This window comes from Rhodococcus sp. NPDC056506 (assembly GCF_042794945.1).
Classification (GTDB): domain Bacteria; phylum Actinomycetota; class Actinomycetes; order Mycobacteriales; family Mycobacteriaceae; genus Rhodococcus_F.
Window position 1 is genome coordinate 23,743 of record NZ_JBHTSW010000022.1, and the last position, 17,460, is coordinate 41,202.

A 17,460-nucleotide genomic window follows, 5' to 3' on the forward strand; every position below is an offset into this window, starting at 1 on the left:
CTTTCTGAGAGTTAGAACAGGGTGGGGGCGCTGACGTCGTTGCGCGCTTGGGCCAGTCGCGCACTCCACCGCTTCACCAACCACATCTCGACGATCTCGGGTTGGGTGCCGGCGGCATAGGCCCAACTGTCGAGCAGTTCGCAGTACCGGCGGTAGCGGCGCGTCGTGAATCCGGTGACGGAAGGATCCTCGAGCCAGCCCTCGTGGATGAGCGTCGAGACGCCGTACTGGTCGATCATCTGAGCGCGTCGGCCTTCGTCCTGTACGCCCACCGCCCACATGAATGCGGCTATGAGCGATACCCCGACGCCGGGGGTGAGTGGCCAACCCGACCAGGTGTCACGCCGAACGACGGGCATGGACTTGTGTTTCGAACAGTGATCGAGAATGGCTGTGATCTGGGTCAGCGGATCCTCGTCCTCGCGGTGATGCGGGTTGAAGACGTTGGGGAACCGCCGCGTGAACCGTCTGCTCTCGTGCGAGCCCTGCCAGGCTGCGCAGAGGAACAGCAGTCCGAGACCGTCGTGCTGGGCGACGACGAGATCGCTCGACGGGCGAAGGTCGTTGCGTTGAACGATGGCTCGGCCTTCGGTGATCACCTTGCCGTCCAGATCGCGCCCGCGCAGGCTGATCGTGTGGCCGGCATCCTCGAGGTGCGCGTTCCACCAGTCCAGGTCGACGGTCGCTTCGTCGTCGAGGACGTGCAGTGGAAAGGTGCGGGAGCGGCACCACTCGACCAATGCGTCCGGCGGTTCGAATCCTTCGTCGACACGATTCATGGCGCGATGATCCCACGAGTCGCCGACAGAAACCCGTCGACCTGATCGAACCGGACACTCGCGGTACCCTCCGCTCATGAAATTGGCGTCCTCGCGGGTGCGGCCGGTGCTGTGGATTGCGGCCCTCGCCCTGACGGCCTCGAGTCTGAGCGGATGCATCGGTGCCGTCGACCGGATGGATTTCGAAGGTCAGATGCGTGGACGTGGCGGTGGGATGACGTCAGATCTGGTGCGGAACGGGTTCGACAGCCTCGCAGAGCGATACGGCGTCGACGCGGTGTCCGTGACCAGCGTCGACATCAGTCCGATCGAGACGCTCGGCGTCACCGTTCGAGACCCGGGGAAGCCGTCGCAGCTCGACCGGTTCTCTTTCGACGGCGCCATTCTCGGCGAGCCGAGCCCTGTGCAAGTGAGCGTCACCGAAAATCTTGATGCACGATCGTTCACGTTGGATCAAGTGCCGGCATTGGCGAACGTCGAGAAGTTGGTCGACGACGCGCTGGCGAGCAGCGGCATCGACGAGGGTGAAGTCACCGGGATCTCGGTCGGTCGCACCGAGGCGATACACGCCTCCGTGATGGTGGAATCCCCACGCTCTCAGGTGCTGGTGGTCTTCGACCCGGACGGAACTCCCTTTCTGGTGCAGCCGCTGTGAGCCGCCGTATTGTTCCGCTGGTCATCTCGGTGGTGGTGATTGTGGTCGTGGGAATCTTTGCCGCACTGTTGTCTTCGGTGATCTGGCCCGGGCAGGTGGCTCACTTGGCGCCGATCTTCTGTGAAGATCCGACATCGAGCGCGATGGTCGTCTCGGATACCTTTACCGACGGCGACGGTACGTCCACCAATTTCACCCTGTATTGCGTCGGGCCGCGCGGTCAGACCGTCGATGCCGGTTGGCTGCTTCTGTTCGTGGTGCTGTGGGGCGTGTATTCGCTGGTACTCGCGGTGGGTGTCGCCGTGATCGTGCTGGCGGGCGTCGGCCGGCGTAGGCGCCGGAACAGTCTCGGGGTCAGCGATGCCCCGGCGGCGTCGTCCTCCAGGAGTTCTGACTGCGGGGTGTTGCCCCGATCAGTCTGGGAGGACGATCAATTCGGCAACGGCGCCGTTCTGTGCGTGTGCCGGCACGAGGGCAAACGCCGAGCGTCCGATCAACCCTGCAAGGTGCGCGGTACGCACGGACGGATCGGCTCGCCAGCCACCGTCGGGGGATTGTGTGACCGGAAGTAGGCGTACCGCATCGGAACTCACCGCAGCAGCGTTCTCGATGATGCCGAGCAGCGGCGGCGGCGTCTCGCGCCCGGTCAGGGCGGCCACGACGGTAGGCAGCATCGTCAACAGGGTGGTCACCGCGGCGTAGGGGTTGCCGGGGAGGCCGAGAACCACCCGACCGCTGGGCAGGACCGCCGTTATCTGAGATCCGCCCGGGCGCGAGGCAACCCGGCCGACGATCGTGCGAGCGCCGAGTCGATCGAGTGCACTGCGCATTTCGTCGGCCGCGCCGCCACCCGTCGCACCGATGACAACAATCAGGTCCTGTTCGGTCGCATCCGCGAGCACACGCTCGAAACTGTCCGCCGTGTCGCGCAGGTGCGAATTCGACTCGCACCGTACGCCGTTGCGTTCGAGCAGGTAGGGAAGAATTCCGCCGACGGAGTCGCGGGTCTGACCTTCACGCAGTGGGCCTGTCTGCCGGATCTCGTCGCCGGTGACTATCAGGCGTGCCCGGACCGGACCACGGACGAGGGCGGCGAAGACTTCGCCGCTGGCAGCCGCCGAGATCACCGACGGGGTCACCGCGGTGCCAGTCGGGGCAATCGTGAATCCGGTGGTCCAGTCTTCCCCTCGCGGGCGAGCGTCGTTGCGGTACGGCGCATCCGGCAGACGTCGCAGTATCCGAGTTGGCTCGTCGAGGGACAGGTACTCGTCCCGGACCACCGAGGTGGCACCGGTGGGCAGGTGCGCTCCCGTGGCAATGCGGATCGCTTCGCCTTCGCCGAGTTCGAGTTGCCCGTCAGCGCCCGCGATGCGAATCTCGGTACGCACCCGCCACGGACCCTCGCCGGAGACGGCGTACCCGTCCATCGCCGAGACATCGGATCGAGGAAGATCACCCAGGGCGACGAGAGGCTGCGCGAGGGTCGCTCCCAGACTGTCGGCGAGGTCGGCCCGGTGCGGGGACAGCGGTGTCAAGGCGTTCGCGACGGCGATGCGGGCTTGATCGATCGTCAGGCGCGGATGCCTTCGCGCGCGATCGATGTCCGCCGGTGTGTCGCAGTCGGTGGTACCAGCCACACGCAGGGTCGAGAACGGTTCGGTGACAATTGCTTTCATCGGTTGGTTCTCGAGCCCTGAGCTTTCACGCAAAGTGGCGAGGCGCTTTCGGAGTTCACGAACAGTCCAGGCGGAGAACAGGAATTGGGTTCGGTTGGTCTCGTCCACCGCGCACGTGACCGGATTGTCCGTCGACGTCGCAGCGATCAACGCGTCGACCGATTCGGCCCCGACGTGCGGTAGATCGGATGCCAGCATGACCACCACGGCGTCGTCGGGTAATCGGGTCGCGGACAACCCCGCCCAGATCGCCGCAACGGGTCCGGCGCCGATCGGAGATTCCTGGGTCTGGGTGATGCGCGCATCCAGTTCGGGTCGATGCGGACCGACAACGACGACGGCGTCCAGATGCGCCGTCGCTGAAAGCGCGATGTCGAGGAGCCTGCGGCCGTGAACGAGCAGGCCAGGTTTGTCGACACCACCCATTCTTGTCCCGCGACCACCCGCCAGAATGACGGCGGCGGTCGGCGGCGTGATGGTCATACCTCCATGCTGCCCCATCGCCCGGGTCACGACGACCGGTGACACGTGAATCAGAAGTGATACCGAGCTTTCTTCAGGTCGATCCGACCGTCCTTGATCGGCACGCCTTCGAGTTCGAGCTTGGCGATCTGACGATGGGCCAGGTGCGCCGACGGTTTGCCGGAGGCACCGAGAACCCGATGCCACGGCAGATCGGCAGAGTCGGTCCGCATGATCCAGCCGACCGTACGAGCACTGGAAAGTCCTGCGGCGTCGGCGATGTCGCCGTACGTCGCCACGAAGCCGGCGGGAATCGAGGCGATGAGTCGCCTTACCTCTTCGATCTGCTCTTCCGTGGTGGCTGCCATCGGGGCCTCGTCAGAGCACTGTCCGGACGAGGGCCGCCACCTCGTCGGCCCGCACGTGCGGGACCATGTGGTCACAATCGAATTCGACGCTGGTCAGATTTTCACCGAGGCGTTCGGTGAGCGCTGAGCGGAACTCGTCGGTGACATAGGGAGGCTGAACCTTCATTGCCTGAACCAGCACGGTCGGCATCGATGACGGTGGCAGCACGATCGGGCGAGCGAGTTCACCCCACCCGGTCACGATCGCAGGGGTGGACAGGCGCCAATTGACGCGCCCGTTGCCCAGTTGGATCAGGTGCTCGGCCATCTCGATGTCGAGATCCGGGGCGGGAACCTCACCCCACGAGCCGTGAATCTTCTCGGAGTAAGCCTCTGCCGCATCGGTGTAATCCGGTGAGCCGATTGTGAGTTCGGCCACTTCCTGCATGAAAGTCGGATCCAAACCGATCGCCGGGTCGAGCAGGACGAGCCCACGAACGCGTTCCGGTGCGGTGGCCGCGAGGTGCAGCGCCAGCATTCCGCCGAACGAATGCGCGAGGATCACCACCGGTCCGGTGGCATGTTCGTCGAGCGTCTCCAGCAGGCTGGCCACGTGGGATTCGATGTTCCACGGGGGAGCCCAGGTGGAACGCCCGTGACCGCGCAGATCGGGCGAGATCCAGCGCGCTTCGGGCAGTTGGTTCTCGGCCATCGACTGCCAACGCCGGCCGTGACCGGTCAGGCCGTGCAGCGAAAGGATCTCCGGCGCCCCGACGGGTCCGTAGAGATACGTATGGAGTGCAGACACACGAGCAATCATGCCGGATGTGGGCGATGCATGAGTTGTCGGTGCGCTCTGGTGGAATGCCTGGGTGAGTGAGACGGCAACACGCAGCAAGGTCACCATTCCGCGGGCGCGGTTGGTGCACCGAACTGCGCCGTCTCCGGTACCCCGAACGTGGGACGAAGGGACGGCGCGGCTGTTCGCTCCGCCGTCAGAAGATCTGTTCCAGCTCGCGTTCGGCTCGGCAGCCGCCTGGAATCCCTGGCAGGTGCTCGGCAGCCCAGGAACCGGCAAGACGTCCCTTCTCGTGGATCTGGCAGTGCAGAAGATCTCCGGTGGCGAAGATCCTGAATCGGTCCTCGTGCTCACCCAGTCACGCCGGGCAGCGACGCAGGTCCGTGAGCAGATCACAGCCGGATTGCTCGGGTACGAACAAGAACGCGGACCGCAGGCAACTCGTGAGCCATTGGTCCGCACCGTTCACTCCTACGCCTTCGCCGTTCTTCGACTTCAAGCCGCAGCACACGGCAACGCGCCGCCGCGCCTGATCACCGGCGCCGAGCAGGATTCGGTGCTGCGAGAGATGTTGCGCGGCGACATCGAAGACGGTGCACTCCGGTGGCCGGAGCGCCTGCGACCCGCGCTGGGCTTGAACGGCTTTGCCGTCGAACTCAGAGACCTGATGCTGCGTGCCAACGAACGCGGACTCGGCCCCGAAGATCTGGTCAAACTCGGTAAGAAGCGCGGCCGACCAGAGTGGGTGGCGGCCGGCCGGTTCGCCGAGGCTTACGAGCAGGGTGTGCTGCTGCGCGGAAGCGTCGGCGTCGAGGCTCCGGAGGCCACAGCGCCGGCACTGGACGCAGCTGAGTTGATCGGCGCCGCGCTGACCGCGTTTGCCACCGACCCCGAGCTGCTCCGCTCCGAGCGCGCCCGTATCCGGCACCTCCTGGTCGACGACGCGCAGCACCTGGATCCTCAGGCGGCGCAACTGGTTCGACTGATCGGAACCGGAACCGCAGGCACTGTCATCGCCGGCGATCCGGATCAGTCGGTCTTCGGGTTCCGCGGTGCGGATTCGGCGTTCCTGCTCGGACTCGCCGAGCGCGGAGACGAGCGCCAGATCGTCCTGCCCACCACGTTTCGAAACAATGCCGACGTCGCGTCGATCTCGGCCAAGATCGCTGCGCGGCTGCCCGGCAACCTCGCTCACCGCATCGCGGTTCCGTCCGATCTCACCGATGACGACCCCGGACGGGCGTCGGTGCGTGTTCTCGGCACGACGGCCAAAGAAGCGGCAGTTGTCGCAGATACCTTGCGCCGTGCGCATCTGCTGGACGGGATTGCGTGGTCCGACATGGCAGTCGTCGTGCGGTCGGTCCCGCGCACCCTTGCCCCTCTCCGGCGGGCCCTGCTCGCAGCGGGGGTACCCGTCACCACTGCTGCCACCGAATTGCCGCTCGCCAGACAACACGGCGTGTCCGGCCTGCTCCTGGTCCTTCGGGCGCTCGGCGGCGATCAGTTCACCGGGGACGACGCTCTGGCCCTGATGGCCGGCCCCATCGGCGGCGCCGAACCGGTCACCCTGCGCCGGTTGCGCCGTGGTCTGCGCCGCGTCGAGTTGGCCTCGGGAAGTGATCGGGACTCGTCGGAGTTGTTGCGGCTGATCCTGATCGACGAGGATCGCGCGCAGTCCAAGCGGCTCATGGGCAAACTGACGGACGTCGAGGCTGCCGCCCTGAATCGAGTGCTGTCGGTCCTTCGCAAGGCCCGGGTACCTCTCGAGCGTGGTCTCGGGGTCGAGGAAGTTCTCTGGGCGGCCTGGCAGGCGACGGGACTGGAACGGCGCTGGGCGGCTGCGTCGGCGCGCGGGGGTCCGATCGGCTCACAAGCCGATCGCGACCTGGACGCCGTCGTCGCACTCTTCGACGCGGCCGCCAACTACGTCGACCGGCTGCCGCGTTCGCAACTCGCCGGTTTTGTCGACTACTTGACCAGCCAGGAGATACCGACCGACTCGCGGAGCCGATCGGTCATCGCTCCGGACGCCGTCACCGTGGTCAGCGCTCACGCCGCGGCGGGTCGCGAATGGGCCGTCGTGGCGGTGGCGGGTGTGCAGGAAGGGCTCTGGCCGAGTTTGCGGGCACGCGGATCGCTGCTGCGCACCGAAGCACTGATCGACCTGGTCAACGGAGTCTCGGACGGTAGTGACTCGGCTGCTGAACGACTCTCGCGAACCGCGCCCCTGCTGGCCGAAGAACGCAGGTTGTTCCTGGTCGCCTGCAGCCGTGCTCGTCGCCGTCTGCTGATCACCGCAGTCGAATCGGCTTCGGGAGACACCGATCTGGTGCCTTCGCGGTTCGTGGACGAATTGATCCGTGGTGACGCGTACTCGGACGACCCGACTTCCGATCTCGACGTCGTTGCACCGGAGACCGGAGATACCCGAGTTCTGTCGCTGCCGGCGCTGGTCGCACAGCTTCGCAGCGTGGTGTGTGATCCCGACATCGCGCATTTCGACCCCGAGAAGCACTCCCGTGCCGCACACCAGTTGGCGCGTCTGGCTGCTGCCGGAGTACGAGGCGCTCATCCGGATCAGTGGTACGGCACAGCCGAGCCGAGCACCGCTGCTCCCATGTGGCAACCCGAGGACGGACCGGTATCACTCTCGCCGTCCACCATCGAGCTTCTCGAAACTTGCCCTCTCCGATGGGTGTTCGAGCGTCATGGGGGCAGTGACGGCGACAACACTCACGCGATCGCCGGCACCCTGGTCCATACTTTGGTGCAGGCGCTGGCCGGCCGGATTCCACCGGAGCAGGTCGAGAAAGCACTCGAAAATGCCTGGGAGTCGATCGATCTGGGTTCGCAGTGGTACTCGCGCCGCGAACTCAATCGAACGCGCGAGATGCTGGCGACGTTTACTGCCTGGATGAACGCGACTCGCGGTGAACTGACCGAAGTCGGCGTCGAGGTCGGGGTCGAGGGGGTCCTCGAACCGCGCGAAGAAGGAGCGCCTGCAGTCAAGCTTCGTGGCCGGATCGACCGGCTCGAGCGTGACACCGAAGGCCGCCCGGTGGTCGTCGACGTCAAGACTGCGCGAAATCCCGTCAGCAACGAGGCCGCCCAATCTCACGCGCAGTTGGCGGCGTACCAGGTCGCAGCGGCCGAGGGCGCGATAGCAGGCGAACCGGCGACACAACCCGGCGGCGCACGCCTGGTATTCGTGGCCAAGTCCAACAAGAAAGACGGTGCGGCGCAGCGAGTTCAGCCGCCGTTGACTGCCGAAGCCGTCGAGATGTGGCGTGACGTCATTCACAACGCCGCGGCAGCGACCCAAGGACCCGAGTACCTGGCCAGGGTCAACGACGGATGTAGACATTGCCCGGTGCGTTCGAGTTGCCCGGCACACGACGAGGGACGACAGGTGAGTAACTAAGTGGCTGCCGTGACGCAGAGGGCACGCCGACCGAAGATCGACCCTGTCGACCTCGCGGTCGCGCTCGGCCAACACCCGCCGACGCCGGAACAGGCGACAGTGATCGCCGCACCGCTCGGTCCGACATTGGTGGTCGCCGGTGCCGGTGCCGGTAAGACCGAGACGATGGCTGCTCGCGTCGTGTGGCTGGTGGCCAACGGCTTCGTCGATCCCGAGGCCGTTCTCGGATTGACCTTCACGCGTAAAGCGGCGCAACAGCTCACGTCGCGAATCCGCAAGCGCTTGGCGCGACTGGCGGGTTCGGACGTGCTGCGGGCACTAGACCCGACCGGCGGAGTGCGTTCCCGGATTCTGGCCGGGGAACCCGAAGTCAGTACCTACCACGCTTACGCGGGACGGTTGCTGTCCGAACACGGACTGCTGTTGCCCATCGAACCCTCGGCGACGCTGCTGTCCGAGACCGAACTGTGGCAGGTTGCGCACCGCGTCGTGAGTGGCTGGGACAGCGATCTGGACACCGACAAAAATCCGGGGTCGATCACCGAAACCGTTCTGGCCCTTGCCGGTCAGTTGGCGGAGCATCTGGTCGATCCCGAGCAGCTGCTCGAGGCCCACACCGAGTTGGACAAGCTGATTCACACTCTGCCTGCCGGTCCGAAACAGCGGGGCGGACCGAGTAAGGAATTACTGAATTACCTTGATGTGCAACACAAACGCATCGAGCTACTGCTCCTCGTCGCCCGGCTTGGCGAGACGTTGCGGCGCGAAGGAGCACTGGACTTCGGAAGTCAGATGTCGCTGTCGGCGCGGGTCGCTTCCGAGCACCCCGAGGTCGGGCAGACCGAGCGTGAGCGCTTTCGGGTGGTTCTTCTCGACGAGTACCAGGACACCGGCCACGCTCAGCGAGTGTTGTTGTCGTCGTTGTTCGGTGGGGGAGCAGACGGCCGGTTGGCGTTGACGGCCGTCGGCGATCCGATGCAGTCGATCTACGGTTGGCGCGGCGCGTCGGCGGCCAACCTGCCTCGGTTCGCAACCGATTTCCCGCTCGCCAACGGAAAGCCGGCTCCGACACTCGAACTGCTCACCAGTTGGCGCAACCCGCCGGAGGCTCTCGAGCTGGCCAACCTGTCTTCGGCGCCGTTGCGTCGACGCGGCGTGGCCGTCAGCACTCTTCGTGCGCGGCCAGGAGCCGTCGCCGGAGATGTTCGACTGGCGTTGCTCGGTGACGTCGAACAGGAACGTCAGTGGGTGGCGGAGAAGATCGCCGAAGAATACGAGGCGGCACGTGCCGAAGACCGCCCGACACCCACGGCAGCGGTGTTGATCCGCCGAAACGCGGACGCTGCCCCGCTGGCCGAAGCTCTGCGGTCCAAAGGTCTGCCGGTCGAAGTGGTCGGCCTCGGTGGGCTTCTGCACACACCTGAGGTGGCGGACGTGATCGCCATGCTCCGAGTGGTCGCCGATCCACTGGCGGGCAGCGCAGCGGTTCGGTTACTCACGGGAGCGAGATGGCAAATCGGGGCGAAGGACCTCGCCGCACTCTCGCAACGCTCCCGCGAGCTCGCCATCTCCGCGGGATACGGAACGGCAGGTGCGGTCACTGATGCCGAGGCGCTCACCTCGGCGGTCCACGATGCATTGCCGGGGGAGAACGCCGAGCAAGCAGGTTTGGTCGACTCGATCTCCGATCCAGGTCCGGCAGAACGCTATTCAGCCCTCGGGTACACACGCATCAACGCGATAGCAGCAGAGTTGGCGTCGTTGCGCGAACGCATCGGCCAACCGCTCACCGAATTGGTGGCGGAGGTCGAGCGGGTGCTCGGTATCGGAATCGAGGCGGGAGCGCGGACCCGAGTCGGTGTCGTCGGCACCGCAGGCCGTGAGCATCTCGACGCGTTTGCCGACGTCGTCGCCAATTACGCGACGCGTCCGACGGCCAATCTGACCGGGATGCTCGCATTCTTCGCGGCCGCCGAACAGATCGAGAAGGGCCTGACCCCGGGCGAGGTGGAGGTGGCGCCAGATCGCGTGCAGATCTTGACCGTGCACTCGGCGAAGGGGCTGGAATGGGAAGTGGTCGCGATCCCGCATGTCAGCGACGGCGTGTTCCCCTCGTCCACCGCGTCCGGGTCCTGGCTCGGTGCGCTCGCCGAACTGCCACCGTCGTTGCGCGGTGACCGGGCGGTCGACGCGGATTCGGCGGACGGCGTGCCAGTGCTCGACCTCGAGGAGTTGTACAACCGCAAGGACCTCGAGAACGCGATAGCGGCTCACAAGAAGGCACTGTCCAACCGTCGACTGGACGAGGACCGTCGATTGTTCTATGTCGCGCTGACCAGAACCGAACGGGCACTGTTCATCTCGGCTCATCATTGGGCGGAATCCGGTTCGGAACCGAAGGGGCCTTCGGAGTTCCTGGACGAGCTGCATCAGATGGTCACTGCCGAAAACGACGCCGGTGAAGACGGTTCACGCGGTGCGATCGGCGTTGTGGAGGAATGGGCGCCGGCACCGGAACCCGACACCGAGAACCCGTTGGCCTCCACGCCCCGGACGGCGCAGTGGCCACCCGATCCGCTGGGTGCGCGCCGCGGGGCCGTCGAGGCGGGAGCCGCGAGCGTCCTGTCCGCTCTCGCTTCGCTGCCGCAAGACAGCGAAGAGACTGAAGAACCGGAGGACGATCCGGAAAACTGGGCATCGGATGTCGACGTTCTCTTGGCCGAGCGCGAAGCCCGGGCAAACGCGCGTGCCGAAGTGATTCTCCCCGCACAGCTTTCGGTGACTCAGCTCGTCGACCTCAAAGCCGACCCGGACGAACTCGCGGCACGACTGCGTAGACCACTGCCGTACCCACCGAATCCGCTCGCTCGGCGAGGCACGGCTTTTCACGCCTGGATCGAGCGAAGGTTCGGTGCGACCCGGCTGTTGGATCTCGACGAACTACCCGGCGCCGCGGATACCGGCGCGGGCCCCGAGACCGATCTGGTGAAACTTCAAGATGCATTCCTGCGGTCCCCGTGGGCCAATCGCAGCCCGATCGAAGTGGAGGTTCCCTTCGAGACTTCTATCGCGGGAACGGTACTGCGGGGCCGGATCGATGCCGTGTTCGCCGACCCCGACGGCGGTTGGACGGTGATCGACTGGAAGACCGGTGCCGAACCTTCGGCCGCCAACGAGGATGCGGTTGTCATGCAGTTGGCCGCGTATCGAGTGGCCTGGGCCGAATTGATGTCGGCCAGAGCTCGTTCGGCGGGGCGCAACGAACAGTTCCCGGCAGACAAGGTGCGCGCGGCGTTTCACTACGTGCGATCGGGTCGCACCATCGCCCCCGAGAACCTGCCGGACGGTGAGGCTCTCGCGCACCTCATCCGAACGGCAGGCGCGCAGGACTAGCCGGCGTTTCGACGAGCCTTGAGCGCTTCGGTCACCAGCGGAACCTGCAGGGGGAGACGTGCGATCGAACCGATCTTCTGCGGTGTGGACGTCTTCGGGCTTCGGCACCAGTCGATCGCCATCTGAATGTTGGCGGGGAAGACGGCAACAAAGAGCGCGGCGGCAAGGCCCGCACCGAGCTTGCGAGTCTTCGGCACGGCCAAGGCCGCGCCGATCGCCAATTCCGCGACGCCCGACACCTGCGTGTAGGTGCGCGCCTGACCGGGAAGCTGGCGGGGAACGGTGCTGTCGAAGAAGGAGGGCGCAACAAAATGCATGGTCCCGGCGCCGAGAAGGATGGCCGACAAACGAAGAGCGGCTGCTTGGCTGGGAGTGGACGTCGAACTGGTGAAAGGCATTTGCCCAGCCTGCCTCACAGTGGACCTTCTTGCCAGTAACGGCACCACTACCGGTCCGCTATTCGGCGCCCGAGTTCCGAAGTCGATCTTCGAGGGTTACGCTGCCTGCCGATGTCCGTGTAGGTATTTCGTAAGTTCGAGTGAGAGAGTCGATGTATGGCCGGTAAGCTCCGGGCGCGTTTGACCAGGTCGGAAGCATTGACCGATCAACCTGACTTCGCCCTTGTCGGGGTGCTGCGAATTCCCCAGCTGCAGACCAGTCCAGCTCGGGCGATCTACAAGCGAGTTCTCATCGCATTGGGTGCTCTCGGCGCCGCCGTGTTGATCGTGTACATCGATCGTGCGGGCTACCGTGACGCTCAGGACAACGAACTTTCCCTGCTCGACTGCATCTACTATGCGACGGTTTCGCTCTCGACCACCGGCTACGGCGACATCACCCCGTTCACGCCGTCCGCGCGCCTGGTCAACGTCCTGTTGATCACGCCACTTCGAATCTTCTTCTTGATCGTGTTGGTCGGCACCACACTTTCAGCTCTGACCGAGAGTTCGCGTCAGGCGTTCAAAATTCAGCGTTGGAGGCAGCACGTGCGTAATCACACCGTCGTCGTCGGATACGGAACCAAGGGACGCACGGCAATCGAAGCCATGCTCGGGGACGGTGTGCCGGCGTCGGAGATCGTGGTCGTCGACACCGATCAGGCCGTGCTGGATTCCGCTGCCAGCAAGGGGTTGGTGACGGTATTCGGTTCGGCTACGAAATCGGATGTACTCCGGTTGGCGGGCGCGCAGAATGCGTCGTCGATCATCGTGGCAACCAACCGCGACGACACCGCAGTGCTCGTGACGCTGACAGCTCGGGAAATTGCGCCGAAGGCCAAGATCGCCGCAGCCATCCGTGAAGCCGACAATGCGCATCTCCTGCGTCAGTCCGGCGCAGACTCGGTGGTCGTCTCGTCGGAGACGGCCGGCCGACTCCTCGGCATCGCGACCACGACGCCGACCGTCGTGGAGATGATCGAAGACCTGCTGACTCCGGAAGCCGGATTCGCGATCGCCGAGCGTGCTGTCGAGCGTGACGAGGTCGGTGGCTCTCCGCGTCATCTCTCCGACATCGTGCTCGGCGTCGTTCGCGACGGTCGTCTGGTTCGCGTCGGTTCGCCCGAGGTGGACGCCGTCGAGGAGAACGATCGCCTGCTGTACATCCGCCGCGTCACGAACTGAGTGCTACCGAGCTTCGTGCGCGCAGTAATGTCGTGAGCGTGAACGACTTCCAGCTGACCGAAACACCTCTGCTCTCACGTTCGAGCGTCGGCCGCGCCGAGGAATTGCGGTCGGACGCCGCTGCACTGACCACGGGGTGGGCGGATGCGCTGCTTCTACGGGTGAATTCACGGGGTCAGGTCAAGGTGTCGCCGGAAGGTCAATTGGTCTTCGCCGAGGCAACCGAGTTGGGACCCGAACCGGTGCGCGGTGCGGTGTTCCTGGGAATTCGCGAGAATCGCCACGTGTGGGCAGTGCGGGTGTCGCTGCTGGCGGGCACGTTGTCCGAATTGCGGATGCTCGGCGGAACACTCGACGACGCGGACGCCGGCCTGTTGACCGGTGCCGTCGCGATTCTCAACTGGCACGACAGTGCCGGATTCAGCGCTCTCGACGGCGCACCGAGTGAGCCCACCATGTCCGGCTGGTCTCGCATCTCCACGTCCACGGGCCACGAGGAGTTTCCCCGAACCGATCCGGCGGTCATCTGCCTGGTGCACGACGGCGGCGATCGAGTTCTGCTCGCGCGTCAGCCGACCTGGCCGCAGCGGCGTTTCTCGATTCTCGCGGGATTCGTCGAGGCCGGGGAGTCGCTCGAAACGTGTGTTGTCCGCGAGATCAAGGAAGAGGTCGGTATCGACGTGCACAGCGTCCGATACCTCGGCAGCCAGCCCTGGCCGTTCCCGCGATCGGTGATGTTGGGCTTTGCCGCAATCGGCGATCCCGCCGCTCCGCTGCTGTTCGCAGACGGCGAGATCGCCGAGGGCACCTGGTTCACCAAGGACGAGGTGCGCGCCGCTCTCGAACTCGGCGACTGGGGTTCGGAAGCGGACGCGCCACTGCTGCTGCCCGGATCGATCTCCATCGCTCGCGGAATGCTCGAGAGCTGGGTCAAATAAGGGCTGGGTCAAGTAGCAGCCGGAGAAGACCTACAGACCCAGAGCCTGCTTGACCTGGTTGAGCGACGGGTTGGTCGCGACGCTGCCGTCGCCGTACTTCACGGTCGGAACGACGTGATTGCCACCGTTGACGCTGCCGACAAAGTCAGCTGCTGCCGGATCGTTCTCGATGTCGATCTCGGTGTACTCGATCCCCGACGCGTTGAGCTGAGTCTTGAGGCGGCGGCAGTAGCCGCACCACGTGGTCGAGTAGATGGTCAGGGCAGGCGCGTTTTCGGTAGAAGTCACGGCCGATATAACACCACGACCGAGAGCGTTGTTCCGTATCGGCCCGTGTTCTCTTGCGCACATACCGTCGGGCGCGGCGATTGGAGTGTCGGAACGTCCTGCCATGATGGTGCCCATGCCTGCGGACACCGGACTGGATCCAGAACAATCGGCCGCCGTGCTCGCGCCACGCGGCCCGGTGTGCGTTCTCGCGGGCGCTGGAACAGGCAAAACCCGCACCATTACACGTCGGATCGCTCATCTGGTTGCCGACGGTCACGTGTCGGCCGGTCAGGTGCTTGCCGTGACATTCACCGCTCGTGCGGCCGGGGAAATGCGTGGGCGTCTCCGTGAACTGGGCGTCGGCGGGAGTGGGCCGCAGGTCCAGGCTCGAACCTTTCACGCTGCTGCTCTCCGGCAACTGAAGTACTTCTGGCCGCAGGTTGTCGGTGACACGCCCTGGCGTCTGCTCGACCGAAAGTTCGCAGTTGTCAGTAGCGCCGCAGCTCGGGTGGGATTGTCCACCAGCACTGAAAGCGTCCGGGACCTCGCCAGCGAAATCGAATGGTCGAAGGCTTCGCTGATCGCGCCGGAGGACTACCCACGGGCGATCGCCAAGATTCGCCGTGAGGCACCGGTCGACGCCACCAAGGTGGCCCAGGTTTATGCAGCATACGAAGAGCTGAAGGCACGCGGCCAGGACGGCATGCTCCTGGACTTCGACGATCTCCTACTTCACACAGCGGCAGCTCTCGAAGAGCATTCGACGGTCGCCGACGAGTTCCGCGAGCGCTATCGCTGCTTCGTCGTGGACGAGTATCAGGACGTCACCCCACTTCAGCAGCGAGTGCTCGACGCCTGGCTGGGGGACCGCGACGACCTGACCGTGGTGGGCGATGCGAATCAGACCATTTACTCCTTCACCGGAGCCACCCCGAACTACCTGTTGGACTTCTCCCGCAAATTCCCCGAGGCGACCGTCGTCCGGCTCGAACGCGACTACCGCTCCACACCGGAGGTCGTGTCGTTGGCGAACCGCGTGATCGGTGCGGCGCGCGGGCGGATCGCCGGGACGCGTCTGCAGCTGATCGGGCAGCGCGCACCGGGGCCCGAGCCGGAGTTCATGGAGTTCGACGACGAGCCGGCCGAGGCGCTCGGCGTTGCGCGGGCGATCAAACGGCTGATCGCGGCAGGCACCCCCGCCGCCGAGATCGCTGTTCTGTACCGGATCAATGCCCAGTCCGAGGCGCACGAGCAGGCGCTCACCAAGCTCGGCATCCCGTTCCAGGTGCGCGGTGGAGAGGGCTTCTTCACCCGTACCGAGGTCCGTCAGGCAGTGGCGGCGCTGCGCCAGGCTGCCGGACGCGACGACCTCCCCGAAGGTGCAGACAACGGCGAAGCGCTGGTCTCACTCGTTCGCGCCGTGCTCGCTCCGCTCGGCCTGACCAACGAGGAGCCTTCGGGTACTCAGGCACGCGAACGCTGGGCGTCGCTCTCGGCTCTCGTGGCGCTGACCGAAGAACAACTCGTCCACGAACCCGAACTCACGCTCACCGGGCTCCTGCAGGAGCTCACGGCCCGAGCCGAGGCGCGGCACCCACCGACAGTGCAGGGTGTGACGCTGGCTTCGCTCCACGCGGCCAAGGGACTCGAATGGGATGCGGTGTTCCTGGTCGGCCTCAACGACGGCACCCTGCCGATCCAACACGTTCTCGGCGACGCCAATTCGGGCGCCGACGACGTAGCGGTGGAGGAGGAGCGTCGGCTTCTCTACGTGGGGGTGACCCGCGCTCGTGAGCATCTGCAGCTGTCGTGGGCGCTGGCGCGCAACGAGGGCGGACGCAAGTCGCGTCGTCGGTCGAGATTCCTCAACGGACTCATCCCGGAGGACTCGCCTGCCTCACGCGTCGCCGCGCCGTCGTCGGGGAACAAGAAGCGTCCGCGCTGCCGCGTGTGCGGTAAACCGCTGATCGGGACGTCGGCGACAATGCTCGGACGCTGCGAGAAGTGCCCGTCCAATGTCGACCTGGAATTGCTCGAACATCTCAAGGCCTGGCGTCTGGACAAATCCCGTGAACTCAAAGTTCCGGCCTATGTCGTCTTCAGTGACAACACGCTGATGGCTATTGCCGAACAACGACCACAAGACAATCGTGGACTGGTCTCGATTCCCGGAATCGGGCCGAAGAAACTCGACAATTTCGGCGAAGACGTCCTTGCTGTCATTCGCGGCGAACTGCGAGCGGCAACACTCGATATCTGACAACACATCTGAATCGACAACCGTGAGTTACATAACCGCAGGTCAAAAATAGGTTGTGCAGATTCGAGAGATTCTCTACTCTGGTTTTCAGTGTTACGGGGCAACCTGTGCGCAGAAACTATCCGGACCGACACGAAATGGAGGTGGCAAATAAATGACGAACTTGATCTCTTACGAAGCGTGCGCAAGCGCAAAGTTCGCTGTTGCCGCCCCCATGCTGCCGCGTGCAGCGGGATGGGCGCAGCATGCGTTCCGCCTGCGCCCTCAAGCAGCAGCAAAGAAAGCAGCTGTCGAGTCCGTGTTCTTAAGCCATCGAGGTATTTCTCGGTAGGACACATCCGTTCACTTACGGCCACGGACCCGCAGCCCCTGCGGACCGTGGCCTTTGTGTTGGATACCCCTCTTGATCTGGTTTCCGACTCGGCTCAGGTTCGCACCCATCGAACCCATATCGTGCGACACAGTTTCGCATCCGAGCACTAGGAGACCGAGTTGTCTGCCCAGACAATCCGCGTGGAATCCGAAAACTCCACCACTGCAGCAACATCCACCGACGTCACTTCGGCTGCAGTGACATTCATCGAGGTCGCCTCCACCCGCCGCGACCTGCCGTGCCGGGCATCCAACCCCGATCTCTGGTTCGCCGAAGCTCCGGCCGAACTCGAGCAGGCCAAGGCACTGTGCGCGCAGTGCCCCATCCGTTCCCGTTGTCTCAGTGCGGCTCTCGACCGCGCCGAGCCCTGGGGGGTGTGGGGAGGCGAAATCCTCGATCAGGGGGCCGTCATAGCGCGCAAGAGGCCGAGGGGGCGCCCACGCAAGCAACTCGTGTGCGCGTGAG

The 17,460-nt window shown here is 65.0% G+C and carries 13 protein-coding genes; 7 read left to right on the forward strand and 6 right to left on the reverse strand.

Translation table 11 applies throughout. The features are described from left to right. Positions 1–11 precede the first annotated feature (11 nt). On the reverse strand, positions 12–779 hold the full coding sequence (locus ACFQ6H_RS18230; protein WP_378449202.1) for a hypothetical protein: 768 nt from the start codon (positions 777–779) through the stop codon (positions 12–14). Positions 780–855: 76 nt separating this feature from the next. Between ACFQ6H_RS18230 and ACFQ6H_RS18235 the strand changes: the two genes are divergently transcribed. Beyond that, a complete protein-coding gene (locus ACFQ6H_RS18235; protein ID WP_378647717.1) occupies positions 856–1,434 on the forward strand; it encodes a hypothetical protein in 579 nt (192 codons plus the stop codon). A gap of 413 nt (positions 1,435–1,847) precedes the next feature. Here ACFQ6H_RS18235 and ACFQ6H_RS18240 read toward each other — a convergent pair whose 3' ends face one another. The 3 genes from ACFQ6H_RS18240 to ACFQ6H_RS18250 are packed head-to-tail and all read right to left on the reverse strand — an operon-like array spanning position 1,848 to position 4,739. Next, complete coding sequence (locus tag ACFQ6H_RS18240; protein WP_378647719.1) at positions 1,848–3,593, reverse strand: NTP transferase domain-containing protein; 1,746 nt, start codon at positions 3,591–3,593, stop codon at positions 1,848–1,850. A gap of 50 nt (positions 3,594–3,643) precedes the next feature. After that, positions 3,644–3,940 carry an MGMT family protein gene (locus tag ACFQ6H_RS18245; RefSeq protein WP_003942322.1) on the reverse strand — a complete coding sequence of 99 codons (297 nt, stop codon included), beginning with the start codon at positions 3,938–3,940 and terminating at the stop codon, positions 3,644–3,646. A 10-nt stretch (positions 3,941–3,950) separates the two neighbouring features. Further along, complete coding sequence (locus ACFQ6H_RS18250) at positions 3,951–4,739, reverse strand: alpha/beta fold hydrolase (RefSeq protein WP_378647721.1); 789 nt, start codon at positions 4,737–4,739, stop codon at positions 3,951–3,953. 52 nt (positions 4,740–4,791) lie between these two features. Here ACFQ6H_RS18250 and ACFQ6H_RS18255 point away from each other — a divergent pair, with 52 nt between their 5' ends. Together ACFQ6H_RS18255 and ACFQ6H_RS18260 are read left to right on the forward strand one after the other, a co-directional pair. Continuing rightward, positions 4,792–8,139 carry an ATP-dependent helicase gene (locus ACFQ6H_RS18255; RefSeq protein ID WP_378647723.1) on the forward strand — a complete coding sequence of 1,116 codons (3,348 nt, stop codon included), beginning with the start codon at positions 4,792–4,794 and terminating at the stop codon, positions 8,137–8,139. After that, positions 8,140–11,532: an ATP-dependent helicase gene (locus ACFQ6H_RS18260; RefSeq protein ID WP_378647725.1), complete on the forward strand. Its 3,393-nt coding sequence runs from the start codon at positions 8,140–8,142 to the stop codon at positions 11,530–11,532. On the opposite strand, the gene ACFQ6H_RS18265 is transcribed toward ACFQ6H_RS18260, so the two are convergent. Beyond that, complete coding sequence (locus ACFQ6H_RS18265) at positions 11,529–11,930, reverse strand: hypothetical protein (RefSeq protein WP_378449195.1); 402 nt, start codon at positions 11,928–11,930, stop codon at positions 11,529–11,531. The genes ACFQ6H_RS18260 and ACFQ6H_RS18265 overlap by 4 nt on opposite strands. Positions 11,931–12,086: 156 nt before the next feature. Here ACFQ6H_RS18265 and ACFQ6H_RS18270 point away from each other — a divergent pair, with 156 nt between their 5' ends. Together ACFQ6H_RS18270 and nudC are read left to right on the forward strand one after the other, a co-directional pair. Beyond that, positions 12,087–13,154, forward strand: coding sequence for a potassium channel family protein (locus tag ACFQ6H_RS18270; protein WP_378449194.1), 1,068 nt, complete (start codon positions 12,087–12,089; stop codon positions 13,152–13,154). Positions 13,155–13,192: 38 nt separating this feature from the next. After that, the gene (nudC, locus tag ACFQ6H_RS18275; RefSeq protein ID WP_378647727.1) at positions 13,193–14,092 is read left to right on the forward strand and encodes an NAD(+) diphosphatase; all 900 of its coding nucleotides are present in this window, start codon (positions 13,193–13,195) and stop codon (positions 14,090–14,092) included. 30 nt (positions 14,093–14,122) lie between these two features. Here the strand turns inward: nudC and ACFQ6H_RS18280 are convergent, their stop codons facing one another. After that, the gene (locus ACFQ6H_RS18280; RefSeq protein WP_003942350.1) at positions 14,123–14,380 is read right to left on the reverse strand and encodes a mycoredoxin; all 258 of its coding nucleotides are present in this window, start codon (positions 14,378–14,380) and stop codon (positions 14,123–14,125) included. A 103-nt stretch (positions 14,381–14,483) separates the two neighbouring features. Between ACFQ6H_RS18280 and ACFQ6H_RS18285 the strand changes: the two genes are divergently transcribed. Further along, complete coding sequence (locus ACFQ6H_RS18285) at positions 14,484–16,622, forward strand: ATP-dependent DNA helicase UvrD2 (RefSeq protein ID WP_003942300.1); 2,139 nt, start codon at positions 14,484–14,486, stop codon at positions 16,620–16,622. Positions 16,623–17,192: 570 nt separating this feature from the next. Then, positions 17,193–17,459 carry a WhiB family transcriptional regulator gene (locus tag ACFQ6H_RS18290; RefSeq protein ID WP_269590699.1) on the forward strand — a complete coding sequence of 89 codons (267 nt, stop codon included), beginning with the start codon at positions 17,193–17,195 and terminating at the stop codon, positions 17,457–17,459. Position 17,460 lies beyond the last annotated feature (1 nt).